Source organism: Kaistella chaponensis (assembly GCF_900156725.1).
In the GTDB taxonomy this organism is placed as follows: Bacteria; Bacteroidota; Bacteroidia; order Flavobacteriales; family Weeksellaceae; genus Kaistella; species Kaistella chaponensis.
The window spans coordinates 1-26,896 of the sequence record NZ_FTOI01000016.1 but is presented as its reverse complement, the minus strand read 5'-3'; the positions used below and the strand labels follow the sequence as shown (position 1 = coordinate 26,896).

Genomic DNA, 26,896 nt, shown 5'->3' with positions numbered 1-26,896 from the left:
CTTTGAAGTACAATTTGGAGTAGAAAATAATAAAATTTAAAAAAATGAAAATAAAAAATGTGACCATTGCAGGAAGTGGAGTTTTAGGTTCTCAAATTGCCTTTCAAGCAGCTTTTCACGGATTTCATATCGTTGTTTTTGACATTAATGAGAAGGTTCTGGATAAAGCTAAAAATAGTTTTCAAATTCTAGCAGAAAATTTCAAGAAAGATTTGAATGCAAGTGACGGACAAATTGAAGCGGCCTTCGAAAGAATTTCTTATTCCACTGATTTAAAAGAGGCGGTAAGTGATGCCGATTTAATGATCGAAGCAATTCCGGAAAATCCCGCAATTAAAACAGAATTTTACACCAAATTGGCGCCACTTGCACCAGAGAAAACTATTTTTGCGACCAATACTTCTACCTTATTACCAAGTATGTTTGCAGCAGTTACGGGAAGACCAGAGAAGTTTTTATCGCTGCATTTCGCCAATGAAATCTGGAAACACAATACCGCAGAAATCATGAGTCACGCCACAACAAACCCCGAAGTTTTTCAGCTTGTTGTAGACTTTGCAAAACACATAGGAATGGTTACTTTGCCGCTCCACAAAGAACAACCTGGTTATATTGTGAATTCTCTATTGGTTCCGCTTTTGGATGCTGCGACCAGTTTATTGGTAAATGATGTCGCCGATGTAGAAACCATTGATAAAGCTTGGATGGTTTCAACTGGCGCTCCAATTGGTCCATTTGGAATTTTAGATGTGGTAGGAATTACAACAGCATACAACATCAATTCCATTAAATTCGAAAAAACCAAGAGTGAAACTGCCGGAAAAGTGGTCGATTTTTTAAAGAAAAATTTTATCGATCAAAATAAACTCGGACTTTCAACTTCGGAAGGTTTCTATCAATATCCAAATCCTGCGTTTAAGGAAGCAGATTTTTTGAAACCCTAGAAAAGTGTTGTGAATTTTCACCTATAAAAAGAACGTTCCTTATTTTAGAACGTTCTTTTTTCGTTAAATTCGCAAAAAAGCTTTCCATGGAACTTATCGACGCTCTTCCTCTAAATCTGAAAACCAATAAGGATATTGAAAAATTCTTATCCGAAGATTTTCAAACCAAAGATTTCAAAAAGGCAGAATTAATCAGTAAACAGGATCAGTATAATAGAAATGTCTATTTCATAAAGAATGGTTTGGTGCGCTCTTTTTACTACGAAAACGGAAAAGAAATCACAACCAAATTTTATACAGAAGGAAATTTGATGGCAAATACCGATACGCTTTTTCAAAACAATCCCACGAGATATAATTTTGAGGCCATCGAAGAAAGCACCGTTGAATTCTGCAATTATGCGAAACTCGAAGAATTGTGTGCTGTATCTTTAGAGAGTGCCAATTTCAGCCGTTTTGTTTTAGGGAATATTATTACGCAAATGACGGATCGCATTTCTACCCTCCAGTTTCACACCGCCAAAGAAAAGTATCTTCGATTAATCCACGAAAATCCCAATATTATCCTTCGTGCACCTTTAGGAATGATCGCTTCTTATCTTGGAATTTCTCAGGAAACTTTAAGCAGAATCAGAAGTGAAATTTAATCGAAATATTCCTCTAAAAAATTCTATTTTTGTTAGATAAAACTAAACTATGCAAGATATTTTTAACACTAAAGATGCACAAAATTACATCGACAGAATCAATAAACTTACCCCAGAAACAATAGGGAAGTGGGGAAAAATGACGGTGGATCAAATGTTGGCGCACTGCAACGTAACTTATGAAATGGTCTATGAACCGCAAAAACATAGAGCGCCGAGTGGAATTGCGAAATTCATTTTAAAGAAATTTGTAAAGCCCAAAGTCGTTGGAGAAAAATCCTATTCTCAAAATTCACCTACCGCACCCCAGTTTTTAATTAAAGAACGCCAAGATTTCGATTTAGAAAAAAAACGATTGATCGGCTTTATCCAGAAAACACAGCAATTGGGAAGAGAAGCTTTCGACGGCAAAGAATCTTTTTCTTTCGGAAAACTTACCGCCCAAGAATGGAATAATATGTTTGCGAAACATCTCAATCATCATCTCGACCAGTTTGGCGTTTAGTTTTTCCCCTCCATTTTAAAAACACGACCATGAAAAAATATCTACTCTTGCTCAGTTTCATTAGCGGTTTTTTCGCTGCTCAAATGCCAAATATTTCCAGCGTTTGGATGAACAATTCCCAACCTTATGTGGGAACAATCACTGCCCAGAAAATCCCGATGAAGGTGAAAATCAATATTTCTGAACAAGATAAGAAGAATGATCAGGAATATTTCATCTCTGGTTTTTCTTTGGTTGAAACGACGCACACCAATTTCGAAGGCAAACTGAAAATCACAAAATATAAAGTAGGCAATAAAAGAAATACTGTTTTCGGTGAATATCAATTTGCAGAAGAAGGCGCGGGAAAACATTCCGGCGTTTTGAAAGGAAAGTTTATTTACACCTTTTTATGGAACAAAAAAACCGAGAAAATTGAAAACCAATTCATAGAATTTATCGGGAGTTGGAAAAGCTATGACGGCAAATTAGATTACCCAACCAACTGGAAAAATCAATAATTAAATCAGAAAAAGATGGCAACAATCAACGCGTATTTAACCTTCGACGGAACTTGCGAAGAAGCATTCAATTTTTACAAATCCGTTTTCGGCGGTGATTTTCCGATGGTAGGAAAATTTGGCGATATGCCGCCACAAGAAGGAATGCCACCAATTTCCGACGAGGTAAAAAACAGGATTATGCACATGTCGCTCCCCATTTCTGCGGAAACCGTTTTAATGGGAAGTGATACCATGCCCGGAATCCACGATCACCAAGTCGGTAATAATATTTCCTTATCCATCAACACCGATTCTCGGGAAGAAGCGGATCATGTTTTCAACGGACTTTCTGCGGGTGGAAAAGTTTCGATGCCTTTATCAGACACTTTTTGGGGCGCTTATTTTGGTATGTGGACCGATAAATTTGGCATCAATTGGATGGTGAATTACGATGATCCAGCGAAAGTTCAGGTGCATTAATTTTTTTAGGAGCAAGAAATCCCGATAGCTATCGGGATCGTTTCTTACAAAACCCGTCCCGCTTTCCACTTTATCTTTTTTTCGTCGTACCGCCTCAAAAAAGGATGCCGTTGCAATCGGGGCTAAAACATCATTTTGGTGGTCTAATAAAAACAAAAGCTGCTGAAAATTTTCAGCAGCTTCTTTAATTTTTGAGGTTTGATATATTACCTATTTTCATTCTCCAAAATCACCGCGTAACCTTGTCCAACACCAATACACATCGTAGCCAATGCATATTTTCTACCGGATTTATTCAATTCCAAAGCCGCAGAATACGTAATTCTGGTTCCGCTCATTCCAAGTGGATGACCGAGTGCAATTGCACCTCCATTGATATTGACGCGTGGATCATCGTTCGCCAATCCCAGTTCTTTTAAAACCGCAATACTTTGCGCGGCAAATGCTTCATTCAGTTCGATCACATCAATCTGATCCAAAGTCAGATTGGCTCTTTTCAACGCTAATTTGGTAGCATCAACCGGACCAATTCCCATAATTCTGGGTTCAACGCCTACCACTGCGGAACAAACAATTTTTGCCAAAGGTTTTAAATTGTAATTTTTTACCGCTTCATCGGATGCAATAATTACTGCAGCTGCTCCGTCATTTAAACCCGAAGAATTTCCTGCCGTCACCGATCCATTTTCTTTCAAAAATGCAGGTCTTAGTTTTCCTAAAATTTCTAAAGTTGAGGTCGGTTTGATGAATTCGTCTTTATTAATGATGATCGGTTCTCCTTTTCGTTGCGGAATTTTAATTTCCGAAATTTCTTCAGCCAATCGTCCGCTTTGCTGTGCTTTGGTGGCTTTCATCTGGGAATTCAAGGCAAATTCATCCTGTTCTTCCCGGGAGATTTGAAGCATTTCAGCTAAATTTTCTGCCGTTTTTCCCATGGCATCAATTCCGTACATTTTTTCCATTGCAGGATTTACAAATCGCCACCCGAAACTGGAATCATACATTTTTTGATCCGTTGCAAAACCATTTTCAGATTTCGAAAGCACATAAGGCGCTCTCGACATTCCTTCTACACCACCTGCAATAAAAAGGTCACCTTCACCGGATTTTATCGCTCTCATCGCCTGAACAATCGCGCTCATTCCTGAAGCACACAACCGATTCACTGTTTCACCCGGAACATTCATAGGAATTCCCGCCAAAAGTAAAGCCATTCTCGCCACATTTCTATTATCTTCTCCGGCTTGATTGGCGCAACCAATGATCACGTCATCAATTTTATCGACAGGCAAATCCGGATTTTTTTCGATCAAACTTTTCAATACTGAAGCCATTAAATCGTCGGTTCTTACTGCAGCCAGACTTCCTTTGAAATTTCCAATCGCAGAACGGGTTCCGTCGATGATATATGCGTTTTTCATGTTTGTTTTTTAGTAAGCGTAAATTTAGGAAAATTTAGGAAGGAAACAATTTGAGAAAATCAGGTCGATTTTTATCCTGTGTCCAAATATTAATTCGCAGTTTTTTTGTAAAATATTTTGATGCCGCTGCTAAGAAATAATAGTCCTGCAAAAGCTAAAGCAGTACTATAAATTGCTGAACTTGCTTCTCTATTAGCAACTGCAATTGCGATCAATGCCCAAACTGCGACCAAAGCGAAGATCGGTGCATTTTTTTTCCAGGTCATGAAAAGATGAATGATAGACGCGATTACCATTAAAATAATCGTCCAGTTCACCTCCGAAATTCCCCAACCGTTCCAGCCAATTTTGGTGAGCCAAGCTGCGGTTGCCGCAATCAAAGCAACACTTACCCAACCGGAATAAATTTGAAACGGAATATTGATCCACCACTTTTGAGCTGCATTTTTATGATAAGGCAACGCTTCCTTTAAAATGATTAAGAGAGCAACTAAAGAAATAAGCAGCACAATCACCGACAAACCGGTAAATCCGTAAAGCCAAGTGACGATCCACGCGCAATTTGCGACGCAGGAAATAACAAACCACCAACCGATTTTTTCCACAAAACCATCGACCTCATTTTTTGTGGGATTAAATAAACTTCGACCGGTGTAAATTACAAATCCCAATAACAGCAGATAAATAAATCCCCAAATCGAAAAAGCATAACCAGCCGGAGTGAATAAATTGTGGTACTGATTGGAAACATTTCCTATCGTTTTTCCATTAAAAATCCCAGTATTGCTGAGATAATTGAAAATGACAGTAAAAATCAGAAAGAAACCGTTTGCAATTTGTAGGTATTTTTTCATTGTTTTGAATTTAAAATTGGTAAAAAAGAGGCTTAGAATAAAACTGAATCGAAAGTACCAATAATAAAGCGAAATTTCAAATGAGCACTTTACTTAATCATATTTTTTCCACCATTTTTCATAAACTTTCGCATCGTCTTCCCAATGTACCATTTCGCCGATTTTTGGGGTGATTAATCTTTGATTTTCCTTTTCATTTAAAGTAGTAATTTTTTCCAGTGGTTCTTTCCACGAATGAAGTGCGAGTTCAAATTTTGAATTATGAACCGCGATGACGCGTTTGGTTCGAAGGTTTTTAGCAGCGATCAAAAATTCTTCCGGCATCATGTGAATGTAGCGCCAATCTTTGTTGTACTGTCCGTTTTCGAGAATAGCCAGATCAAATCCGCCATATTTGTTTCCAATTTTTTCAAAATGATCATCAAAACCGGAATCTCCGCCTATGTAGATTTTTCTGTTTGGAGTTTCAAAAACAAAACTTGCCCAGATTGCCTGATTTCTTTTAAAAGTTCTACCTGAAAAATGTCGCGCTGTTTCTGCATACACCTTAAATCCATTTCCTAAATCGAAGTTTTCGCCCCAATCGAGTTCGATTATTTTTTTCGGATCATAATTCCAATATTCCAAATGTTCCCCGGTTCCTAATCCAGTGATGACCTGTTTTACTTTGGGATGCAGTTTTTTTACGGTTTCATAGTCTAAGTGATCCCAATGATCATGAGAAATTATCAAATAATCGAGTTCCGGAATATCTTCTGCGGAGTATAAATCAGCGCCATCAAATGCTTTCGTCGTAAAACTTACGGGTGAAGCATTTCCACTAAAAACGGGATCTACGAGAATTTTTTTGCCATCAATTTGAATAAAGTAGGAAGAATGTCCCATCCAAACGTAAATATTTTGGTTGGGATCAAGATTTTTCAAATCAGTTTTGGTGAACTGGAAATTTTGCTGAGGTTTTGCATGTCCATTTTTACCGAAAAGAAAACGAAACATCACTTTTGTCATCGAGGCATCTTCGGCAAGTTGCGGTGTAAAACTTAAATTATCAAACTGTCCTTTTTTGTAATGCGGCGATTTTTGAATGCGCTCCAAACGTTCTCCTGAAGGTGCTTTTCCAAATTGCGGTTGTTGCATGAAAATGAAAACAGCCACCGCGAAAAGTGCTGCAACAATAAGAAGTGTGATCATGGATTTTTTTAATAAATTCAAAATTGTAAATTAAATTTTTAGTCTTTGATAAGAACGATCAAGAGCGATTTTTACTTTAAAAAATATTTTCAAATGTAAATTAAATTAGAGAATTCCTACGGTTAGGTTTAGATTTTTTATTCTTGATTTCAATGAGGAGAACTTTAATCAAATCAAAAAAAAAGATGATGCACGAAAATGTAGGATTTACACAAAATGGAAATGCTGCTTTCGCTATGTTTTGATGCATAAAAGGGTGGAGAATTTTTCAAAACTCAGGAAAGATTTTCAAAAGCAAATTTTCACCAATAGCTGGACCGAAATTATCGGAAAAACACAGACAAATAGATAGCGAAATAGTAAAAAAAAACGGACTGAAAAGCCCGTTCTTATTTTATTTTTTTGGAAGATTGGATGTCGCCTCCAGATTCCGTCGTTCTAATTTTTTAAAGGTATATGCACTCATTAAAATACTAAATTCATATAATAAAAGGAGCGGCAAAGCAGCCATCACCATGCTTAAAACATCAGCAGGAGTTATGATTGCTGCAACAACCAAAATTAATACGATTGCATGACGACGGTAGGTTCTCATGAATTTTGGCGTCAAAATTCCGATCGTTGTAAGAAAATAAACAATCACAGGAAAAAGAAAAACAACTCCCATTCCTAAAACGACTTGCATAAATAGAGTGGTGTAATCACTCAAATCGAAAAGCTGTACGATGGAATCTGAAATCTTGAAAAGCAGTCCAAAATTAATGGCAAAAGGTAAAATAAGGAAATAGCCACATAATATACCCAACATAAATAGGATCCACACAAAATTGATGATAAACACAGAATTTTTTCTTTCGTTCGGATGCAATGCAGGTGAAATAAAACGCCATAATTCCCAACTGATATAAGGAAAAGACAAGACCATCCCGCCAAAAACCGAAACAGCCATCATGACATTGAACTGTTCAAAAAGTTTTTTCTGCTGTACTGCAAAATGACCGGGCAAAGTAATGCTGTCGTGACCAAGAATTTCGCGCGAATAGTGATTCACAACTCGAAAGGTAAAAAAGTCATTTTTGGTTGGACCGAAAAAAATATGATCCATAATCCAATTCACATTAAATCCAATAATAATCCCACCGATAATAATAGCGATCACTGAGCGGGTTAAGTGACCTCTCAATTCTCCAATGTGTCCCCAAAAGGACATTTCTTTTGCCTCGCCCACGAATTTTTTATTTTTAAAGTTTTAAAGCTGCGAAATTACTTATTTAAAAGTAAAGAATATCGTATCGCCCCCGTTTTTATTAATATACGAGAAGCAGGTTCGATAAGATTTTTTTTTAGATAATTCCTTCGTCTAAGAGACGGTGAATATCGATAATGCCGAAATATTTATCATTTTCGGTGACGATTAATTGTCCGATATTTTTATCTTTCAAAATAGCCATTGCTTCTTTTGCCAAAGCATTTTTATCAATGCTTTTCGGGCTTTTGCTCATAATATCTTTTGCAGAAATTTTTGAAACGTCTTGATCACTCATCAACATTCTGCGCAAATCACCATCAGTAATGACACCGATAATCTGGTCCTGTTCGGTCACCACCGTAATCCCGTGAGAAGAACTGCTGATAGAAATGATAATTTCTCGGATGTTCGCATTTTCGGAGACTTGCGGTTTTTGAGAAGACAGAAACTGGTCCACTTTTGCGGTAAGGTTTTTTCCTAAACTTCCACCCGGATGAAATTTTGCAAAATCACTTTCTTTAAAATTATTCATTTCCATCAAACAAACGGCTAAAGCATCTCCCAAAGCCATTTGAACCGTGGTAGAACTTGTAGGTGCTAATTTAATAGGGCAAGCTTCTTTTTTTACGGAACTGTCTAAAATAACTGCAGAAAATTCCGCCAATTTAGAATTTAAATTTCCGGTCATTCCGATTAATGCTGAAGAATAATCCTTTAAAAAAGGCAAAAGATTGACGATTTCTGGCGAATTCCCTGAATTAGAAATACAAAGCACAACATCGGTTTTTTGGATCACGCCCAAATCTCCATGAAGTGCTTCGGAAGCATGCAAAAATTGAGAAGGTGTTCCCGTTGAATTTAATGTAGCCACAATTTTATTTCCTACATGAGCAGATTTTCCAATTCCGACAATGATTAGTTTTCCTTTAGAAGAATTAATGATTTCTACCGCTTTCAGAAAATTTTCATCGATGCGTTGTTTGAGGCTTTCGAGTTCGGAAATTTCTATACTGATGGCTGTTTTAGCGATTTGAAGGATTTCGAGATGAGTCATTTCTGTAATTTACCAGTCAAAAATTTGTTATAAAGTAGAACACCCTTTTTTACATAACATTCAAATTAAAAAATCAATTATGTTTTTTTCGGGAATTATTCTTTAACTTTGGGTAAATGCAAATTTAACAAACAATTTTAGATGTAGCGCTAAAGACGAAAATAATTGTGTCACAATTGGGTTTCTTGGCGTTAAATCTGTAGCTATAACAGTGAAAACGATCAAATGAATACAAAAAATACCGATTTATCAAAAGAACTCAAAAAATATTTTGGCTTCTCCAAATTTAAAGGTCAACAGGAAGAAATTATAAAAAATTTACTTGAAGGTAAAGACATCTTCGTTCTCATGCCTACAGGTGGTGGAAAATCATTGTGCTATCAACTTCCTGCGCTTATTTCAGACGGAACTGCGATTGTAGTTTCGCCCTTAATCGCGTTGATGAAAAATCAGGTCGATGCCGTAAACGGGCTTTCTTCCAATGAAGGTGTAGCTCATGTGTTGAATTCTTCTCTTAATAAAACCCAAACCAAACAGGTTTTTGATGATATTAAAGCTGGTAAAACCAAATTATTATATGTTGCACCTGAATCTTTAATTAAAGAAGAATATATGGAATTTCTTCGTGATGTAAAGATTTCTTTCGTAGCGATTGACGAAGCGCACTGTATCTCCGAATGGGGACATGATTTTCGACCGGAATACAGAAACTTAAAAATAATTATCGATAAAATTGCTGATGTTGCCGTAATCGCTTTAACAGCCACTGCAACGCCAAAAGTTCAAGATGATATTCAGAAAACTTTGGGAATGAGCAATGCTTTAGTTTTTAAAGAAAGTTTTAATAGACCCAATTTATTTTATGAAGTTCGCCCCAAAGTGAATATTGATAAAGAAATCGTAAAATTTGTAAACACACACCAGAAAAAATCGGGAATCGTATATTGTCTGAGTCGCCGAAAAGTGGAAGAGTTTGCGCAACTTCTTCAAGTCAATGGAATCAATGCGCTTCCTTATCATGCAGGTTTAGATCAAAAAACCAGAGTTGCCAATCAGGATCGCTTTCTGATGGAAGATGCAGACATCATTGTAGCGACCATCGCATTCGGAATGGGAATCGACAAACCCGATGTTCGATTTGTCATCCATTATGATATTCCAAAATCTTTGGAAAGTTATTATCAGGAAACAGGAAGAGCTGGACGAGATGGTGGAGAAGGAATTTGTTTGGCGTTTTATGACCCAAAAGATATTGAAAAACTAGAAAAATTTCTCGCGCAAAAACCGGTTTCAGAGAGGGAAATTGGTCTTCAGCTGCTGAATGAAGTTGTTGGTTATGCCGAAACTTCGATGAGCAGAAGACAGTATATTTTAAATTATTTCGGTGAACAGTTTGATCCTGTAAACGGTGATGGAGCGATGATGTGCGACAATTCTGTAAATCCCCCGAAACTTAAGGATGCAACAAAAGAATTAAAATTGGTGTTGACTTTGGTTAAAGAATTGGAAGAAAAATTCCGAACCAAAGACTTAATTTTTATTTTGGTAGGAAAGGAAAATTCGGTGACAAAATCTTACAAATTAGAAGCAACAAAACATTTTGCAATCGGTAAAAATGAAAATGAAAATTACTGGAAAACCATCATCCGACAAGCAACAGTTCAGAATTTTTTACAAAAAGATATTGAGACGTACGGCGTTTTAAAATTGACAGAAAGAGGTCTCGAAGTCGTTGAAGGAAAAGACAAGAACTCTTTTATGATCGCAGAAGACAGAGAGTATGATTTGGCGCAATCCAAAGCAGATTCTGATCAGGTTCAGGTTCAACAAAGTGGTGGTTTAGATCAGGTTTTGTTCGGTCAATTGAAAGAACTTCGAAAAACCGTGGCGAAGAAAGCCGGAATTCCACCTTACACCGTTTTTATGGATCCGAGTTTAGAAGATATGACGGTTCAATATCCGACCACCATTGAAGAAATTGGAAAAATTTATGGGGTTGGAGAAGGAAAAGCCAAAAAATTCGGGAAAGATTTCGCTGATTTTATTAAGAAATATGTAGCGGACAATGCAATCGAAAGAACGCAGGATATGGTTTTGAAACAAGTTGCCAATAAATCTTCACACAAAGTTTTCATCATTCAAAGCACCGACAAGAAAATTGATCTTGAAGACATTGCAAAAGCTAAGAATCTTTCAATGGACGATCTTTTGAAGGAAATGGAACGCATTGTTTATCAGGGAACTAAATTGAATATCAATTATTACATTGACGAAAATTTTGATGAAGATGTGGTGGAAGAGTTCATGGATTTTATGAAAGGAAGTGAAAGTGACAGTATGAAAGTTCTTTTGGCAGAATTCGGTGACGATTTGAGTGATGAAGAAGTGAGAATGCTGCGAATTAAATTTATTTCAGATGTAGCCAATTAATAAGTTGCCATGGAAAATTCAATGATAGAAATAAAAAACGATTTAATTGATTGGATTGAAAATACTTTTGATTTAGAAATTCTTCAAAAGGTTTTGGATTTAAAAAAAGATATTGCATCGTCTTCATTAATTTCAGACATCAATTCTGAGACGATTGAAAAAGATGATTTCGATCAACAATTTGCTGCGGGAATGAATTCTGATGAACTTTTGGAAAATATCGTTGCTCACATTGAATCGATCGCCTCGGAAGAACCTTCTTCAGTGGTTTCTGATGTTCAACCGAAATATCCTGTGAAAGATGATTTTGATGAGCGATTTTCCCAAGGAATAAGTGGAGATGAGCTTTTGGAAGACGTTTTTGCACACATAGATTCATTACCTTGTAAAGAAAAATAATTTTTTCTAAAAGTATTAAAATCTATCTGAAAGATTTGGTAGATATTCTTTATTATCAAAATTATTTTGGTTTCAAGAAAGATGCTAAATTATATGTGCAAGAAATTGTTTTATACATTAATAATTATGATTTCGAAATTAATAATAAGAAATACTCCCAAAAAATTTCAGAAATTAGGTAAAAAATATCTTCGCTACAAAGCCAATAATCAAACATTCTGGTATATTTTCTTCGATCAAAAAGAAGGAAAATTTCTCATTAATTATATTTTGAATAATCATTCACAAGACTTTCCGGAATTATTGTAAATTTGCTCAAAGTCAAAAATTTAAATCATGGAAAATCCAATTTTTGAAATTAAAAAAGAACTCATCGAATGGATAAAAAACCTTGATGAATTGGAAATGATGCAGGAATTATTAGATTTAAAAAATTCTGAAAATTCTGTTTCAATAGTTTCAGATTTGAAAAAAGAATACGCTGTGAAAGATGATTTCGATGAGAGGTTTGCAAAAGGAATTTCAGCTACAGAAATGCGAAGAAGAACGATGGAGCACATCAACAATCTGCCTTGGAAGTAATTATTGTTTACAAAGATGAATTTGAATATCAAATTAATGAACTGATTGATATTTTAATAGAGCGAAAATATTTTGCTTTTAAAGATTCAGCAGTAAATTACACCAATAAAATATATGATTTTATTGAAAACAAGATCAACTTTCTAATTTCCAAAAAATCTCCCAAAAAATTTGAAAAATACGGCAAGAAATATCTTCGCTACAAAGCCAATAATCAAACTTTCTGGTACATTTTCTTCGATCAAAAAGAAGGAAAATTTCTCGTCAATTATATTTTAAATAACCATTCACAAGACTTTCCGGAATTATTGTAAAAAAAAATCTCTCAAACGTTGTCAAAAGTAAATGATAGACAAAGTTTAAGAGATTTAATTATAAAATATTTCTTTCTAATAACCCGCTGTGAAACGTTTTTTCAAAAATTTATTTTGTTCCAATTCATCAACCAAAGCAACGGCAACATCTTCCACAGACAAAACGCTTCTTCCGTTTTCATCAAAAACCGGATTTTCCAAAGCCGTTCTGTAAACTCCTTTTCGAATTCCCGCAGTTCCGGGATGCATTTCTATTGCAGGCGAAAAGAAAGTCCAATCTAAAGTTTCATTTTGTTTGATTTCATTCAAATAATCTCTCGCAGCCAAAGCTCCGGGTTTAATGTCTGCCGGAAAATCCGAACCATCAACTATTTGATTTCCATCGATAAACAAACTTCCTGCACCACCAACAGTGATAAACCTTTTTACACCAGATTTTTCTACCGCTTTTTCGATATTTCTGCTTCCGTTTAAAAAGTCGTTGTACAAATTTGGGTTGGTCCAACCTGCATTAAACGTGTTGATTACGGCGTCATTGCCTTGTAAAGCTTCAGCAAGTTCATCAGTATTATTTACATTGACGCTTTTTGCCGTTACATTTGCATTTTCCGATACTTTTGAAATATCTCTCACAATCGCTTCCACAGAATAACCTCGGTTTGCTAATTCTTTTACAACTTGGGTTCCAACAAATCCTGTTGCGCCAATTACTGCTACTTTTTTCATATTTAAAAATTTATTTTGTTAATAATTTAGATTAATTGTAATGCGTTTTGTTACATTTATGTTAAAAATTTTTTAGTCGAATTGATTCATAAAATCAGAAAGTTTTTTATTCATTAAAAACTGTTGAACTACATTTTCTGTTTCTGAAAATAATACATTCAAATTTTTATTAATGTCTTTCCCAACAGTGCATTTCGGGTTTGGATTTAGATTTTTCTTTCCCAAAATTTCCGAGTTTCTCACTACTTCGTAGATTTCTGTAATACTAATTTCTACTGCATTTTTTAAAATTCTCGCACCGCCATCTTTTCCTTGTCGGCTTTCTATCAGACCAAATTTCTTCAGAATAATCAATTCTTTTCTTACAATTACGGGATTAATATTTATGCTTCCTGCAATCCATTCCGATGTTAGAAATTTTTCTGGCTCTTTCGCCAAAAGCGTCATGATATGAATGTTCGTTGCAAATCTTGTGTTGTTCATCGAGTGCAAATGTAAGAAAAATATTTAATGTAACAAATTTTATTACAATTTGGTTTAGTTAAAATTTTAACCGAAAAGAAAATCAATTTCAAATAAGTGAAAATGCTTTGATAGCAATCTAATTTTTTACTATTCAAAAAACTTCGAGTATTTTTGTTATTTACAACTTATGAAAAAAATCTCCATCATTTTTATTCTTCCCGATTTAGAAACCGGCGGCGCAGAAAGAATTGCAACCACGATTGCGAATCATTTGCCCCGCGAAAAATTCGAGCCGAAAATACTTTTATTAAGGAAAGAAGGCGGTTATTTGGAATTGCTAAAAGAAGATGTAGAAATTATCGACCTTAAAATTCAAAGAATCCGAAATTCTTTAATCCCAATTTTAAAGGAAATTAAAATCCGAAAACCTGATATTGTTTTCAGTGGTTTTGGCGAAATTAATGCGTATTTGTCTTTATTCATAAAGCTTTTCCCGAAAACGAAATTTATTGCCAGAGAAACCAATGTTGTTTCGCAACATGTTACGAGAAAAGAAATTCGTTTTTTCTATAAATTTTATAGCAATTTTCACAAAATCATTTGCCAAAGCGACGATATGCAAAATGATTTAATTGAAAATTTTAAAATAAAAAAAGAAAAAATCATTAAGATTAATAATCCTGTCGATTTTGATTTTATCAATGAGAAATTGGAGATTTCAGAAAAGCCAGAATCTTTCAAAGAAGGTTTCAAAAATGTTGTATCCATCGGAAATCTGTCTTCTAGAAAAGGTTTTGATAATTTACTGAAAGTTTTTAATCATTTAAAAAACGAAAAAATTCTGCTTCATATTTTAGGCGATGGACGGGACAAAGAATTGCTGCATCAAATGAAAACCGATTTGGGTTTAGAAAATGTGCTTTTTCACGGACAGCAAAAAAATCCATATCAGTTTTTAAAATTCGCCGATCTTTTTATCCTTTCCTCGCGCTACGAAGGTTTTCCAAATGTTTTGTTGGAAGCCGGAGCTTGTGGAACGTATTCTTTAGCGAATAATTGCAAAGGTGGAATTACGGAAATTATTCAGCCGAAAATTAACGGTGAAATTTCTGATATCGAAAATCCGGAAAAATTTGCAGACAAGATTGTTTCTATCTTAGCGGAAACGCATGATTCGGAAGAAATAAAAAATTCAATAAAATCGCGGTTTTCGAAGGAATTGATTTTGGAAAGGTATGAGAAATTGTTGCTTGATCTGTAGGTAGTTATTAAGGGAAATTTTCCGTTTTATATTACTTATTTTTCTGATTCGCTTTGCTATTCGTGTTCAATATTTGTCATCAATAAAGCGTTGGGATTATAACAAAAACCAAGTAGAACAAGATTAAAAATATTCCAGCCCAAAAAATAATTATTCCTGTATCTCCACTTGATGCATTTCCATAAGTATTTACTGACCAAAATATATGGGTCAGGATAAGCGCTAAAAATCCAAATAAATGAGCAATTAATGTTTTCTGAATATAGTTTTTCATCGTTTTAAGCAGTATTTGTAAATATATGAATTTTAATAATTTTTAATAGGAGTTGCTTTTTAGTTATACCTTGACTCAAGTATATTACAGAGCTTAAATTTTTATAAAAAAGAATTCATTTTCTAAGAATTCCCAATCTTATAGCCCTGATTGCAGCGGCATCCTTTTTTGCATTGCTCACATTTTTCTTTTGATCAATAAACTTTCTTGCAAAAAAGATATAGCGGAAAGCAGGTTCCCGGCTCCTCAGAATTATTTGCAATTAAATTCTGAGATTGCTTCGTCATTCGTGCCTCATTCCTCGCAATGACAAAAGCCTTATTCCTGGCGATGACAAAAGCCTCATTTCTCACCAAGACAAATGTTGCAAATCTCCAAATAATCCCACCTTTGAAAGCGAAAATATTTCGTAAATTTGTGCTACTTTTAATTCAATCATAAAAAGATAAATATGAGTCAATTCGATGTTACCATAATCGGTTCTGGTCCAGGTGGATATGTTGCTGCGATAAGATGCGCACAATTAGGTTTCAAAACTGCAATAATCGAGAAATATTCCGTTCTGGGTGGAACTTGCCTGAATGTGGGCTGTATTCCGAGCAAAGCGCTTTTGGATTCTTCAGAGCATTTTTATAACGCCAAACACGATTTTGCCAATCACGGAATCATCATCAATGATCCTGTCGCAGATTTGGGCAGAATGATTGAGCGCAAAAGAGAAGTGGTAGATCAAACTACAAAAGGCATCAACTTTTTGATGGATAAAAACAAAATCACCGTTTTTGAAGGCGTTGGAAGTTTTGAATCCGCAACTCAAATCAAAGTGACAAAAAATGATGGTTCAACAGAAATGTTGGATTCTAAATATACCATTATTGCAACAGGTTCTAAACCGAGTACTTTGCCTTTTATTACTTTAGATAAAGAAAGAATTATTACTTCCACAGAAGCATTAGAACTGAAAGAAATTCCGAAACACCTGATCGTAATTGGTGGTGGTGTAATTGGATTGGAATTAGGTTCTGTTTACAAAAGACTGGGTTCAGAAGTAACCGTGGTAGAATTTATGGATAAAATTATTCCAACCATGGACGGTGCTTTATCGAAGGAGCTGAACAAAGTGTTGAGAAAACAAGGCATGAAATTCAACCTTTCTACAGGCGTTCAGTCTGTTGAAAGAAACGGCGATACCGTAAAAGTAACGGCGAAAGATAAAAAAGGCGAAGAGGTTGTTTTCGAAGGTGATTATGTGTTGGTCGCAGTTGGTAGAAAACCTTATACAGAAGGACTTGCTGTTGAAAAAGCAGGTGTTGATCTGGATGAAAGAGGAAGAGTAAAAGTTAACGAACATTTACAAACCAATGTTTCGAATATCTACGCGATTGGTGATGTTGTAGTGGGTGCAATGTTGGCTCACAAAGCTTCTGAGGAAGGAACTTTGGTGGCAGAATTAATCGCTGGACAAAAACCACACATCAATTATAATTTAATTCCGGGCGTAGTTTACACATGGCCAGAAGTTGCAGCTGTTGGAAAAACAGAAGAGCAATTGAAAGCGGAAGGTGTTGCCATAAAAATTGGTAATTTCCCGATGAGAGCTTTGGGAAGAAGCCGTGCTTCAGGTGATGTTGATGGTTTCATCAAAGTAATTGCTGACGAAAAAACCGACGAAATTTTAGGCGTTCACATGATCGGAGCAAGAGCGGCAGATTTAATCGCAGAAGCGGTTGTAGCGATGGAATACCGAGCAAGTGCAGAAGATATTTCGAGAATGTCTCACGCACATCCAACGTATGCAGAAGCGATGAAAGAAGCGGCTTTAGATGCGACGGGGAAAAGAGCGTTGCATTTTTAGGTTGGTAGAAAGTAAAATGTACAAAGTAGAATGTACTATTAATATTTTAGATATTACAAAAGAGAAGTTTCGGCTTCTCTTTTTTTTTGTTTTCTATTAATGAAAATTACGACTGCAAAAATCAATCATTTTGAATCATTTCGGTTGGTGCGGCTGAAAAAGATGATTGTGCTTAAAGGGTTAAAAATTCGGAAAGTTTCCGATGTTATTTTCCCTTTGATTATCAAATCTTTCATCTGTTTAAAGCTGTAATTGTTAAAAATTCACAAATAAATGCATAATTTTATAAGGGAAATGTAATTATGTAGTAACTTCGTTGTAAATAACAAAATGATGAAAAATATTTATTTACTGGCGATGACTGCGTGCAGTTGTTTAGCCTTTTCCCAGACCACGCTTACCAAAGCAGCAAATGATTACTTAACCGGAAACTCGGTAAATAGCAAAAATCTTCTCGGAACCCCCGATAATTCTTCTTCTGGTGCAAACACTACGTTTGACAACAGTGCATTGACCGATGGTACGAATGTGATCGCGCAGGTTTCTACGCCAACTCCCGCGGATATTGCAACTTTTCCTGGAACCACCGTAAAATTCGATGATGGAAACGCAAACTTGATTTACTACAAATCTTCTGCGTCGCAATTAGAAATTACTGGCGCAGTAGTAAGCGGCGCAACTTTAAATTTTATAGGAGATAACGGGATCTTTCTGAAATTCCCAACAAGTTTCGGAAATACCTACACCGATACCGCAAAAGGTACCTTTACCAGTACCGTTGCATCGGGATTATTCAAAGGAACGATAACCACTACCGCAGACGGAACGGGGTTGCTTTTACTCGGTACAAAATCCTATTCGAATATTTTGCGCTTAAAAACCGTGCAGACTTATAACCTTTATCAAAGTACCGATACCAATTATCTTTTCGCAATCGGAACGTTGGTAAGTACCTTTTACACGTATTACGATAATTTAAACAGATATCCGCTTTTCACTGCCACTACTGCTACGATTTCGGTACCACTTCTGAGCATAAACCAAACTTCAAATGTCGCGGTAGGACAAGCAAGTCCGACCTTGGCAACAAATGCTGCCACTGTGAAAAATAAAGTTCTGGTCTTTCCAAATCCTGTCATCGATGAGCTTTTTTTCGCCGGAAATTTCAGCAATTTCGATACCCTGAAAGTCCGAAGTATTGATGGTAAATTATTAATGATACAACCAATTAATTTAGGAAAAACAAACTTAAGTGCTTTACCGGCTGGAACTTATATTTTGCAACTTTCTGGTAAAAATGAAAAAGACCAAACCATTCAAATCATTAAAAAATAATTTTAGATTTCGTGGGATTAATTTTTTTCAGTCTTTCGATGGTTATAATAACGAATAATGAAAAAAAGTTAATGAAAGTAAGAGAAGTTTCGGCTTCTCTTTTTTTTTGTTTTGAAGTGATGGGAATTGAATTTGTAAATTGTAAAATTTCACGTGTTGAATTCGCTTTGATGAAGTTTTTAAAGTAAGGTTAAAGTGGTTTTGAACCAATTCGTAAATAATTTGTTTATTTGCATTTATTCAATGAAATTAGGGGGTAGAAGTGTTTTTTGGCATCATAATAGAGGCGTGTTTTACTACAACTTTAAAAAGTAAAAAAATGAAAACAATCTTTACTATTGCCATCTTATTATTGAATCTTACCGTTTTTGCACAAGAGGCTGGAAAAGCGGGAGAACTTCTAAAAAATGAAGCGAAAAGTTCCGAAATGCAAACACAACGCAATGATGGATTTCGGAAAAGCAACGACAAAATTTCGGAGCAATCCAACAACAGAATCACTCCAAGTTTTAAAAATCAAAAACCGACTGGAAGTACTGATTACCGCTGGAATTACAACTACGGTAATTCTGAAGTATTTGTAAGAATTCCACTAAACGGAAATTTTACCATAGAAATTGGTGAGCAAATGATGAGTAATTCTACAGGGAAATTCAGGTTTTTTGAATTAAGAGCGGGAAGTGTTCCGATTTCGATTTATGATAACAATTTTTTGATCTACAGAACGAGGCTCAACGTGAAAAACAACATGCGATTGGTTCTGGATTTCTTTCCAAACCAAGGATTGTATCTTCTGGGGAACTATCCCGTTCAAAACCAATCTTATGGCGTGAATGAATGGGACGATATTTGGAATAATCCTTACGGAAACCAAAACGGAAATTGGAACGGAAATGAGGGCAACGGAAATTACTACGCAAACGTGATGAATAATGGGGAATTTGTAAGGTTCATTAATGCTCTCAAAAGAAATGCGAGTTTCGACAAAGATAAAATCGCAATGATTTCATCTGTATCGAGAAACACTAATTTTACCTCATTGCAAATTCAAACTTTGCTAAAAGCGATGTCTTTTGATGATAATCGATTAGAAGTTGCAAAAATGTTATACCAAAATTGTGTCGATCGCCGCAATTATTTTGTGGTTCATGAAGCCTTTGATTTTGATAGTGCAAAAAGAAAACTCGACGATTATATTTCTAGATTTTAATTAAAAAAGAGAAGTTTCGGCTTCTCTTTTTTTGGTTTTTATCTAATGATGTTCCTTTTAAAGTAGTGACTTTTTCAGTTTTGAAAAACTAATTGGTCGATTATCCTTCAGCTTTTTCCTTTTCCATTGATACGGTTTCGTGTTGCAATCGAGGCTTCATAAATTTTTTTTCTGATTTGCTGTATTTTTCCGACCGGCTGCAGATTTTCAGCATTTTCAAACGGATTGAAATTGAGATTTTCAATTTCTGAATTTGCGGAGTCTAAAGCAGATTCCTGTGGAATTACAATGGTACCCAAAATGTGTTCTGGCGCGTTTTTCCACTTTTTCATTAAATCATTTACAGGTTGATCGGCTAAATTTTCGCAGAGTTGGACCGTCAATAAAAAATTTAAATCTTGCAGGGAAATGCATTCATTAATTGCATCTCGCTGTTTTTCATTTTTTCCAATACCGGAAAGGTTACGAACTGGTTTTAAGCCAATCTTCATGATGTAATCGCCGATTCGAAAGCATCCAATTCCGTCGAAAGGAAAGGAAAAGAAAAAGTCGTTTCGTTTCGGGATAAATTGGAGAATTTCCTTTACCAAATCTACAGAAAACATGGAACCGAAAAGAGCGACACTGTTTTTGATCAGCGACGGAACATCGAGGATTGAAACTAGAAAATTATCATGTTTTGTCACCAAAAATGTATTTACTGATCTGAAGAAATTGAGAAATACTGAAGGAGAATTGGTAGGAAATAAAGGAAAATTCACCAGTGGAAAATTCGCATCCTGTCCGTTTACATTTTTTATTTTTAAAGAAAATCCATAGAGCGGCGCATCTCTTCCTTTTTTATTGATCACCAAATTTCCATTGGAAAAGCGGGCGAAAAGTTCGTATTCCTTTTGATCAAAGATCTCCGTCAGAAATTCCGGTAAGTCGTCTGAACGCTTTAAAAACCCTTTTGCAGTCGCATATGTTTTCGCATGAGCATCTCTTGTTGCGTAATCGACTTTACTAATTTTTGAAGAGCTTTCGATGAATTTTTCCACAGATTGAACGGCTTTATTTAAATCGGCGGTTTCTGCTGCAGAAAGTTGGTCGAACTCGGGTTTATATTTCAGGAGGGTATTCATGAATTTTTTCTTTGGAAGTAGCAACAACCATTCCCGAAAATTCGCCAGAAAATACGTTATCTTTGCACTTTATTATTACTCACTTTTACTAACTAGTCATCATGAACATCGGAAAAACTCAATTATTAAAAATCGCGGAAAAAAATTATTCAGGTTTATTTCTGGAAGATGCAGAGGGTGAAAGAGCTTTTCTCCCTAAAATATTTGCCTCCGAAGATGCAGAAATAGGTGATGAAATGGAAGTTTTCGTTTATCAAGATGATGATAAATTAAAAGCGACGACTGAAAAACCCAACGCGGAAGTGGGCGAATTTGCCATCATGACTTGTGTACAAAGTTTACCAACGGGTGCTTTTATGGATTGGGGAATTATCAAGGATTTATTTGTTCCTTATAAACAGCAGAAAGCGAAAATTATTGAGGGAAAAAGATATTTGGTTTACGTTTATGTGGATGAGTTTCTGGATTTGATTACCGGAACTACAAGGTATAAAAGAAATCCACACTACGAAAATCTGCCTTTGCAAAGAGGAGAAAAAGTGCATTTAATGGTTGCAGGTGAAAGCGAATTGGGGTGGAATGTGGTGATCAACAAACAATATATTGGATTGATTTACACTTCTGATGTGTACAAAAAACTCTTTCCTTTGAGCGAAGAAGTAGGCTTCATTAAATCCATTCGCGAAGATGGAAAAATCGATGTTTCTTTACAACCAGAAGGCTACGAAAACATTGATGAATTCCAGAAAATCATTTTAGATAAACTTGAAATCAATTACGGTTTGCTTTACCTTTCCGATCAATCTACGCCAGAAGAAATTAAAGACGAGCTTCAAATGAGCAAAAAGAATTTCAAAAAAGCAATTGGCGGTTTGTATCGCGATAAAAAAATTGAGATCTTGGAGGATAAAATTAAATTGATTGCAGAAGCGTAATTATTTTACACATTTTTGATTGAATTCTTTTATTGCAGGTTTTTGACCTTCATCGATTAGAAATTGGTAAATCTCGCAAGCTTTTTCTATGTTGTGAAGTCTAAAACTGATTTCTGCAAAATTATAATAAGCATTTAAATTTCTTTCGTTGCTTTGAATTGATTTTTCGAAAAGACGAGCCGCATCTTTCAATTTATTCTTTTTATAAGCTTTTACTGCAGCTTCGAAATAATCTGCACTTTCTACGTTTGGACTTCCGAGGGTGATTTTATTACTGGGAACTAAGTCGTAATCTGCAATATTTAAAGAATATATTTCACCGAAAGAAATAAGGGTTTTTTCAATTTGGTAGAATTGTAAATACGAAAATGGAACTTTTATAAATTTAAAATCACGGAACTGCGAAACATCCCAGTCATTAAAATTACCGGTCAGATTACTTAATACATTTTTATTTTCTACCTTAAATTCAGGATTGAAATCTTCTAAAAAACCTTCTGCTTTTCTATTTTTTACATCTAAAAGTATAAATCCATTGAGTCGAAAATTCTTTCGCTTATTTTCTGGCAACGAAACCATTTTTGCAGATTTAATATCTTTTTTTGAAAGTTTATTTTTGAAAGGCGGATTGAGAATTGGATTGGAAATCAAAGTGTCTTTTCCTTTAAATTGCGCAAGACGTTGTTGTTTTAATTTTTTTAAAGACACCAAATAATATCTGGTTAAATCATTCTCAGCTATGTTTTTAATGCTTTGAGAAAGAATTAAGGAATCTTTGTTCAATTTTTCTATTACCAAAGCTGATTCTGGTGAGGTTTGCATTTCGTCGTTCCGTAAAACATAGGGAATTGGAGAACTTTGTTTTTGCTGCAATTTGTTTATTTCATCAAAGCGATACGAGTCTTTATCGATTCGGAAACCGTAATTGAGAAAATAAGTGGGTTTTTTCAAAAACGGTTTACTGCCATCTTTCATTTCTATTTTTACAGCATACCAATCTTGATACAAATTTTTAGAATCTATTTGTGCAGAAAGAAAACCAATTTTTACTATCAAAAATAAATAGAAGATCTTTTTCATTGTTTAATTTCTGTTTTTAAGAAGCAACCAACCGTTTAGCAATCGGCCATCCGAAACTTTGATGACATACCAATAATTTCCCGTCGGCAATTTTCTAGAGTTGAAAGTTCCGTCCCATTCAAAAGCTCCGTTTGTGATTTTCTGTAAAACGGTATTTCCGAAACGGTCAAAAACTTTAACTTCCGAATTGGGGTAATTTTCTAAACCCGAGATTTCCCAAGTATCATTCATTCCATCTGCATTTGGCGTAAAAATATTGGTGACATTAAAAATGCTAAAATTCATAGACCCAATAATGCAACCCAATTTTGTTTGCACATAAACCGTGTAATTTCCGTTGGCTAAATTTTGAAAAACATTAGAATTTTGCCAGTTTAACTGATCTAAAGAATATATGAAATCGCCAACAGCAGACATTTGTACGGTTGCCGTATTATTTACAATTTGAACTCCGGTAATATGTGCCAAAACAGATTTCGTAACTTTGATAATGGTAGAATTTTGACAGCCAAACGTATTTTCAACTTTCAAAATATAATCTCCTGGGGTAGAAACTACCAAAATTTGTTGGTTAGAAATCACTTTCGGATCATCGGTTCTGGTCCATTCGTAGGCGATTATTCCATTTCCACCTGCATCAAGAGGTACAGATTGACCATTGCAAAATTCTACTTTTTCAGGAAGATTTAATGGTGGTTTTGGATCCAAAGTTAAAGTCAGTTTCACAAAATCAAAACATCCTAAATTATTGGAGATTTTCACATTGAAAATATTGGCGCCCAAATTTAAAATCGCATTTGAAGGATCAGCAATTACTTGATTTGCAGCATTGAAAAATTCAAAAATATAAATTCCGGGATTTGCAATTAAATTTCCTTTATAATTGATGAGGTTTTCAATTTTCGTATTTGAAGTGGTCGGATTACAAATTGCCATTGCGTAATCATTTGCAGGAATTCCGCCATTTTTTACAATGGCAGTTACGGAAAGTTTCTGCGTGCTTTCACACCCGTTTACAGTTTGAGTGGCGAAATAGGTTTTCCCGTCTAGAAGTAGAGTTGTGGTCGGTAAAATGTTTCCCGATGCATCAAACCATTTGATGTTTTGTCCCGTCACCAAGATATCGGAAATTTTCGGCAATTGCGCAGAACAAAAAGTTTGGGAACCGTTTCCTGTTGGTGCAATTGGATCATTAACGGCGATTGTAATTTCAGTTTTCGCACTTTCACAACCGTTTAGAGTTTGCGTTGCATAATATTTTGTTCCATCGACTAAAAGCGTATTTGCATTTAAAAGGTTTCCGGCTGCATTATACCATTTAATGGAGGTTCCTGAAATTTGAATATTAGAGATTTTGGGATTATTAATGAGACAGAAATTTTGGGCAGCATTTCCCGTTGGAACAGGTTCGCTAACAATTGTTACATTTTGATTTTGCGTGGAAATATTTCCGTTTCCGTCATCATATTTCCAATGAATTATATAATTTCCGGGTAAAGAATATTGAAGCGGATCTGTAGTTATTCCCACGATATTTCCTACGCAATTATCGGTTGCAGTTGGGATTGTGGAAATGACGGTTTTACAATTTCCTGTAATTGTAAGTAAGTTTGCGATGTCTGGAATTGGGGCGGTTTTGTCTTCTACTTTTACTTCTACATTGAAGGTTCCGTCGCAACCACCTGTACCAGAAATTACGCAAGAGTAAATGCCATCCATTGCTGCAGTTGCATTCAGAATAATTGGGTTTTGAGCGGAAGAAATGAATCCATTCGGACCAGTCCAAGAGTATGATGTTCCGCCGGAAGCTGAAAGGTTTATAGTTGAGTTTAGACAGACAGGTGAATTAGAAGATAATAATGTCACAACAGAAGTACAATCAAAAAATTTAGCAATATAACCATCCGTGGAATTATTGATCGATTGAAAAGCTCCTGGTGTTGCCATTCCAGAAATATTAGAAGTAGCGCTCCCAACCATGTAGATGTAGTTTTTTGAATCTCTCCGGATAAATGCAGCTCCAGTAGATCCATTTCCTCCATAAAATGTACCCCAAACTTTGTTTTCATTATTGTCGTACAGCATCATTATAGATTTGTTGCTGAATCCTGTTGATGTTTGATAAGCATCGGGAGTTGCAATATTGGGTTGGTTTGGATAAGAACTTCCTCCAATAAACAGATTTCCAATAGGATCGAAATAACCGGTTAAATCTTGATTATAAGGTAAAAGAAATTGGTTGTTTGAAACTATGGCGTTAGTATTTACATTATATTTTAATACACTTCCGACATAATTATTATTAATGATCGGCCATATTTTATAAAATACTTTAAAAATTCCATTTTCAAATTTACAGGCAATCGGTAAATCCGCTCTTGCATCGCCAAAATAGGAAATTTGCTTTGAATTTAAATCTGAATCAAAATGCATCAATAATAAGTCCCTGTCTCCGCCAAGAGAATTTTGTAAAGAGTTTTGCGTAGAAATTCCAGTAGATTCTGTTTGTCCGATAGCGTAGATATCAAGGGAACTATCATCTGAAAAATCAGAAATGTAGGAAAATTTTCCAGAAACTGTATTTTGAATGATATAATTTTTTTGAAAAATTCCATTCAAGTCAAACTTTTCAATATAAGGTTTAGAAATATTATTTTGGGCTATAGCACCTCCAATGTAAAAAAAACCATTTTTAACCAGGATATCGTAAATTAATTTATCTGAAGCAATATGATGAGTCCAAATGTAGGTTCCGTCTTTTCTAAGTTTTAAGACTTGCTGATCATTAGCTTTTAAGAGAATATAAAGATTGTCTTTATCAAAATCTAAAGCATTCAAAGACCCATAGCTTATCGTGTTATCTAAATAACTCCCCCAAATTCGGTGTCCATTTTCATCAAATTTTGCAATATATCCGTCCCAAGTCCCCGTGAATGTAGTAATGTAAGCACCAGAAGTTGCCATATAATTATCATAGCTCATCGTCATTCCTCCGAGATACAGATCGTTATATTCATCTATTTCCAATTTTTCCATAGTATCATATCCATTTCCACCATACAATGTTCCCCAAATCCTCGTCGGAACCGGATCAATCACCACCACTTTATCAAAAACATCTCTATCAGCATTAAATCCATAAACTCCATTTCCTAAATCTTTAAAACCAACATTAATCGATTTTTTTAAATTTCCGGCTTCTTCCCAAGAATGTGGAATATTTTCCTGCATTTCCCCGAAACGAAGATTCATAATAAGTTTTCCGTCTTTTAATTTTGTTGTTGCTCCTTTAAATTTGAGTTGAATATCAGAAATTTTTCCACCGGGATTCACGATGAAATTATATTCAATCGGCTTTAAAGTATCTTTTGGTTGAAAGAAAACCAAATCAATATTTGAATAAAGATTTTGAAAGGTGATTTTTTCGTAACGGTGTACGTTTTCTACGCCTTTTGGACGGTTCGGAATGTTGTAATAATTGTCATAATCCACCGATTTACCTTCAGCAATAATTTCTGGATTTTTATTGGCACCTACAAAATCGATATCAACACGGTGATATTCATATTTTAAATCGTATTCTGTTTTTAGTTTATTTTTTTGAGGCAAATCACTTTCTCTTCGTTTGGATTTTTTTTTCGGGACTTTTTTAACTTCATAAACATCATAAGAAAATCCATCATTCTTAATCTGAACATTCAATCCATCCGAATTGAAAAGATACTGAACCGCAGGATTTTGTTTGCCGTCCTGATCTACAATTTGACCTTTGTTCTCCGTAAAAGAATACGCTGAAGAAGTTTTCAGTTGTTGACTGAAAATTGAGATTGAGAAAGAGAACAGAAAGAATAAGAGTAAAAATTTTTTCATTAAAAGGATTGTCCACAAATATAATTTATTCTGCACTCTTTGACAAAAGCAAATTGCTGAAAAACAAATCGATTGATTTTTCTTCTAAGAGAAAAAATCATTCTGTAACAGCAAAAAGAATGCGTCTCACAACAAAAAGTGATGCGGATTTTTATTTTCATTAAAATTCGATATGCGTTTGAAAAAAGGAAAAGTTGTCCTCTTTAGGC

At 35.0% G+C, this 26,896-nt stretch carries 26 protein-coding genes; 15 read left to right on the top strand and 11 right to left on the bottom strand.

Annotated elements, in window-relative coordinates:
* Positions 1 to 44: 44 nt before the first annotated feature.
* The 5 genes from BW932_RS13080 to BW932_RS13060 all read left to right on the top strand — a co-directional run bounded on the left by BW932_RS13080 (position 45) and on the right by BW932_RS13060 (position 3,058).
* Positions 45 to 944 carry a 3-hydroxyacyl-CoA dehydrogenase gene (locus BW932_RS13080; protein WP_076388311.1) on the top strand — a complete coding sequence of 300 codons (900 nt, stop codon included), beginning with the start codon at positions 45 to 47 and terminating at the stop codon, positions 942 to 944.
* Positions 945 to 1,030: 86 nt separating this feature from the next.
* Positions 1,031 to 1,591 carry a Crp/Fnr family transcriptional regulator gene (locus BW932_RS13075; protein ID WP_076388309.1) on the top strand — a complete coding sequence of 187 codons (561 nt, stop codon included), beginning with the start codon at positions 1,031 to 1,033 and terminating at the stop codon, positions 1,589 to 1,591.
* Between the two features lie 49 nt (positions 1,592 to 1,640).
* On the top strand, positions 1,641 to 2,096 hold the full coding sequence (locus BW932_RS13070) for a DUF1569 domain-containing protein (protein WP_076388307.1): 456 nt from the start codon (positions 1,641 to 1,643) through the stop codon (positions 2,094 to 2,096).
* Positions 2,097 to 2,125: 29 nt separating this feature from the next.
* Positions 2,126 to 2,596 (top strand): hypothetical protein, encoded by a 471-nt coding sequence (locus BW932_RS13065; RefSeq protein WP_076388305.1) that lies wholly within the window; start codon positions 2,126 to 2,128, stop codon positions 2,594 to 2,596.
* A gap of 15 nt (positions 2,597 to 2,611) precedes the next feature.
* On the top strand, positions 2,612 to 3,058 hold the full coding sequence (locus BW932_RS13060) for a VOC family protein (RefSeq protein WP_076388303.1): 447 nt from the start codon (positions 2,612 to 2,614) through the stop codon (positions 3,056 to 3,058).
* Positions 3,059 to 3,264: 206 nt separating this feature from the next.
* Here the strand turns inward: BW932_RS13060 and pcaF are convergent, their stop codons facing one another.
* The 5 genes from pcaF to BW932_RS13035 form a co-directional block, all read right to left on the bottom strand.
* Positions 3,265 to 4,479 (bottom strand): 3-oxoadipyl-CoA thiolase, encoded by a 1,215-nt coding sequence (gene pcaF / locus BW932_RS13055; RefSeq protein WP_076388301.1) that lies wholly within the window; start codon positions 4,477 to 4,479, stop codon positions 3,265 to 3,267.
* A gap of 89 nt (positions 4,480 to 4,568) precedes the next feature.
* Entirely contained in the window at positions 4,569 to 5,333 is a 765-nt protein-coding gene (locus tag BW932_RS13050) for a hypothetical protein (RefSeq protein ID WP_076388299.1), read from the bottom strand.
* Positions 5,334 to 5,426: 93 nt separating this feature from the next.
* Positions 5,427 to 6,524, bottom strand: a complete 1,098-nt coding sequence (locus BW932_RS13045) for an MBL fold metallo-hydrolase (RefSeq protein ID WP_076388297.1) — start codon at positions 6,522 to 6,524, stop codon at positions 5,427 to 5,429.
* Positions 6,525 to 6,918: 394 nt separating this feature from the next.
* A complete protein-coding gene (gene tatC / locus BW932_RS13040) occupies positions 6,919 to 7,752 on the bottom strand; it encodes a twin-arginine translocase subunit TatC (protein WP_185113923.1) in 834 nt (277 codons plus the stop codon).
* Positions 7,753 to 7,867: 115 nt separating this feature from the next.
* Positions 7,868 to 8,827 (bottom strand): KpsF/GutQ family sugar-phosphate isomerase, encoded by a 960-nt coding sequence (locus BW932_RS13035; protein WP_076388295.1) that lies wholly within the window; start codon positions 8,825 to 8,827, stop codon positions 7,868 to 7,870.
* Positions 8,828 to 9,052: 225 nt separating this feature from the next.
* Between BW932_RS13035 and recQ the strand changes: the two genes are divergently transcribed.
* The 5 genes from recQ (at position 9,053) to BW932_RS13010 (ending at position 12,552) form a co-directional block, all read left to right on the top strand.
* On the top strand, positions 9,053 to 11,257 hold the full coding sequence (gene recQ / locus BW932_RS13030; protein WP_076388293.1) for a DNA helicase RecQ: 2,205 nt from the start codon (positions 9,053 to 9,055) through the stop codon (positions 11,255 to 11,257).
* Between the two features lie 9 nt (positions 11,258 to 11,266).
* Complete coding sequence (locus BW932_RS13025; protein ID WP_076388291.1) at positions 11,267 to 11,656, top strand: hypothetical protein; 390 nt, start codon at positions 11,267 to 11,269, stop codon at positions 11,654 to 11,656.
* A gap of 126 nt (positions 11,657 to 11,782) precedes the next feature.
* Entirely contained in the window at positions 11,783 to 11,965 is a 183-nt protein-coding gene (locus BW932_RS13020) for a hypothetical protein (RefSeq protein ID WP_076388289.1), read from the top strand.
* Positions 11,966 to 11,992: 27 nt separating this feature from the next.
* A complete protein-coding gene (locus tag BW932_RS13015) occupies positions 11,993 to 12,238 on the top strand; it encodes a hypothetical protein (RefSeq protein ID WP_076388287.1) in 246 nt (81 codons plus the stop codon).
* Positions 12,229 to 12,552, top strand: a complete 324-nt coding sequence (locus BW932_RS13010; protein ID WP_084566527.1) for a hypothetical protein — start codon at positions 12,229 to 12,231, stop codon at positions 12,550 to 12,552. The genes BW932_RS13015 and BW932_RS13010 overlap by 10 nt, the downstream gene beginning before the upstream one ends.
* A gap of 75 nt (positions 12,553 to 12,627) precedes the next feature.
* Here BW932_RS13010 and BW932_RS13005 read toward each other — a convergent pair whose 3' ends face one another.
* Both BW932_RS13005 and BW932_RS13000 read right to left on the bottom strand, forming a co-directional pair.
* Positions 12,628 to 13,278 (bottom strand): NAD(P)-dependent oxidoreductase, encoded by a 651-nt coding sequence (locus BW932_RS13005; RefSeq protein ID WP_076388285.1) that lies wholly within the window; start codon positions 13,276 to 13,278, stop codon positions 12,628 to 12,630.
* A gap of 72 nt (positions 13,279 to 13,350) precedes the next feature.
* The gene (locus BW932_RS13000; RefSeq protein WP_076388283.1) at positions 13,351 to 13,761 is read right to left on the bottom strand and encodes an Rrf2 family transcriptional regulator; all 411 of its coding nucleotides are present in this window, start codon (positions 13,759 to 13,761) and stop codon (positions 13,351 to 13,353) included.
* A gap of 169 nt (positions 13,762 to 13,930) precedes the next feature.
* Here BW932_RS13000 and BW932_RS12995 point away from each other — a divergent pair, with 169 nt between their 5' ends.
* Positions 13,931 to 15,004 (top strand): glycosyltransferase, encoded by a 1,074-nt coding sequence (locus tag BW932_RS12995; RefSeq protein ID WP_076388281.1) that lies wholly within the window; start codon positions 13,931 to 13,933, stop codon positions 15,002 to 15,004.
* A 79-nt stretch (positions 15,005 to 15,083) separates the two neighbouring features.
* Here the strand turns inward: BW932_RS12995 and BW932_RS12990 are convergent, their stop codons facing one another.
* Entirely contained in the window at positions 15,084 to 15,278 is a 195-nt protein-coding gene (locus tag BW932_RS12990; RefSeq protein WP_076388279.1) for a hypothetical protein, read from the bottom strand.
* A gap of 451 nt (positions 15,279 to 15,729) precedes the next feature.
* Here BW932_RS12990 and lpdA point away from each other — a divergent pair, with 451 nt between their 5' ends.
* The 3 genes from lpdA (at position 15,730) to BW932_RS12975 (ending at position 19,678) form a co-directional block, all read left to right on the top strand.
* The gene (lpdA, locus tag BW932_RS12985; protein WP_076388277.1) at positions 15,730 to 17,133 is read left to right on the top strand and encodes a dihydrolipoyl dehydrogenase; all 1,404 of its coding nucleotides are present in this window, start codon (positions 15,730 to 15,732) and stop codon (positions 17,131 to 17,133) included.
* A gap of 330 nt (positions 17,134 to 17,463) precedes the next feature.
* Entirely contained in the window at positions 17,464 to 18,468 is a 1,005-nt protein-coding gene (locus BW932_RS12980) for a T9SS type A sorting domain-containing protein (protein WP_084566526.1), read from the top strand.
* 319 nt (positions 18,469 to 18,787) lie between these two features.
* Positions 18,788 to 19,678 (top strand): DUF4476 domain-containing protein, encoded by an 891-nt coding sequence (locus tag BW932_RS12975; protein WP_076388365.1) that lies wholly within the window; start codon positions 18,788 to 18,790, stop codon positions 19,676 to 19,678.
* Positions 19,679 to 19,785: 107 nt separating this feature from the next.
* Here BW932_RS12975 and BW932_RS12970 read toward each other — a convergent pair whose 3' ends face one another.
* The gene (locus tag BW932_RS12970) at positions 19,786 to 20,802 is read right to left on the bottom strand and encodes a catalase family protein (RefSeq protein WP_076388275.1); all 1,017 of its coding nucleotides are present in this window, start codon (positions 20,800 to 20,802) and stop codon (positions 19,786 to 19,788) included.
* Positions 20,803 to 20,903: 101 nt separating this feature from the next.
* On the opposite strand from BW932_RS12970, the gene BW932_RS12965 reads away from it, so the two are divergent.
* The gene (locus tag BW932_RS12965; protein ID WP_076388273.1) at positions 20,904 to 21,737 is read left to right on the top strand and encodes a CvfB family protein; all 834 of its coding nucleotides are present in this window, start codon (positions 20,904 to 20,906) and stop codon (positions 21,735 to 21,737) included.
* On the opposite strand, the gene BW932_RS12960 is transcribed toward BW932_RS12965, so the two are convergent.
* Entirely contained in the window at positions 21,738 to 22,817 is a 1,080-nt protein-coding gene (locus BW932_RS12960; RefSeq protein WP_076388271.1) for a tetratricopeptide repeat protein, read from the bottom strand. It lies immediately after the preceding gene.
* Between the two features lie 3 nt (positions 22,818 to 22,820).
* Entirely contained in the window at positions 22,821 to 26,687 is a 3,867-nt protein-coding gene (locus BW932_RS12955) for a DUF7948 domain-containing protein (RefSeq protein WP_076388269.1), read from the bottom strand.
* Between the last annotated feature and the right edge of the window lie 209 nt (positions 26,688 to 26,896).

Coding starts and splice junctions, on each gene's coding strand:
- BW932_RS13080 (WP_076388311.1), top strand. CDS start 45: ATGAAAATAAAAAATGTGACCATTGCAGGAAGTGGAGTTTTAGGTTCT.
- BW932_RS13075 (WP_076388309.1), top strand. CDS start 1,031: ATGGAACTTATCGACGCTCTTCCTCTAAATCTGAAAACCAATAAGGAT.
- BW932_RS13070 (WP_076388307.1), top strand. CDS start 1,641: ATGCAAGATATTTTTAACACTAAAGATGCACAAAATTACATCGACAGA.
- BW932_RS13065 (WP_076388305.1), top strand. CDS start 2,126: ATGAAAAAATATCTACTCTTGCTCAGTTTCATTAGCGGTTTTTTCGCT.
- BW932_RS13060 (WP_076388303.1), top strand. CDS start 2,612: ATGGCAACAATCAACGCGTATTTAACCTTCGACGGAACTTGCGAAGAA.
- pcaF (WP_076388301.1), bottom strand. CDS start 4,479: ATGAAAAACGCATATATCATCGACGGAACCCGTTCTGCGATTGGAAAT.
- BW932_RS13050 (WP_076388299.1), bottom strand. CDS start 5,333: ATGAAAAAATACCTACAAATTGCAAACGGTTTCTTTCTGATTTTTACT.
- BW932_RS13045 (WP_076388297.1), bottom strand. CDS start 6,524: ATGATCACACTTCTTATTGTTGCAGCACTTTTCGCGGTGGCTGTTTTC.
- BW932_RS13035 (WP_076388295.1), bottom strand. CDS start 8,827: ATGACTCATCTCGAAATCCTTCAAATCGCTAAAACAGCCATCAGTATA.
- recQ (WP_076388293.1), top strand. CDS start 9,053: ATGAATACAAAAAATACCGATTTATCAAAAGAACTCAAAAAATATTTT.
- BW932_RS13025 (WP_076388291.1), top strand. CDS start 11,267: ATGGAAAATTCAATGATAGAAATAAAAAACGATTTAATTGATTGGATT.
- BW932_RS13020 (WP_076388289.1), top strand. CDS start 11,783: ATGATTTCGAAATTAATAATAAGAAATACTCCCAAAAAATTTCAGAAA.
- BW932_RS13015 (WP_076388287.1), top strand. CDS start 11,993: ATGGAAAATCCAATTTTTGAAATTAAAAAAGAACTCATCGAATGGATA.
- BW932_RS13005 (WP_076388285.1), bottom strand. CDS start 13,278: ATGAAAAAAGTAGCAGTAATTGGCGCAACAGGATTTGTTGGAACCCAA.
- BW932_RS13000 (WP_076388283.1), bottom strand. CDS start 13,761: ATGAACAACACAAGATTTGCAACGAACATTCATATCATGACGCTTTTG.
- BW932_RS12995 (WP_076388281.1), top strand. CDS start 13,931: ATGAAAAAAATCTCCATCATTTTTATTCTTCCCGATTTAGAAACCGGC.
- BW932_RS12990 (WP_076388279.1), bottom strand. CDS start 15,278: ATGAAAAACTATATTCAGAAAACATTAATTGCTCATTTATTTGGATTT.
- lpdA (WP_076388277.1), top strand. CDS start 15,730: ATGAGTCAATTCGATGTTACCATAATCGGTTCTGGTCCAGGTGGATAT.
- BW932_RS12980 (WP_084566526.1), top strand. CDS start 17,464: ATGATGAAAAATATTTATTTACTGGCGATGACTGCGTGCAGTTGTTTA.
- BW932_RS12975 (WP_076388365.1), top strand. CDS start 18,788: ATGAAAACAATCTTTACTATTGCCATCTTATTATTGAATCTTACCGTT.
- BW932_RS12970 (WP_076388275.1), bottom strand. CDS start 20,802: ATGAATACCCTCCTGAAATATAAACCCGAGTTCGACCAACTTTCTGCA.
- BW932_RS12965 (WP_076388273.1), top strand. CDS start 20,904: ATGAACATCGGAAAAACTCAATTATTAAAAATCGCGGAAAAAAATTAT.
- BW932_RS12960 (WP_076388271.1), bottom strand. CDS start 22,817: ATGAAAAAGATCTTCTATTTATTTTTGATAGTAAAAATTGGTTTTCTT.
- BW932_RS12955 (WP_076388269.1), bottom strand. CDS start 26,687: ATGAAAAAATTTTTACTCTTATTCTTTCTGTTCTCTTTCTCAATCTCA.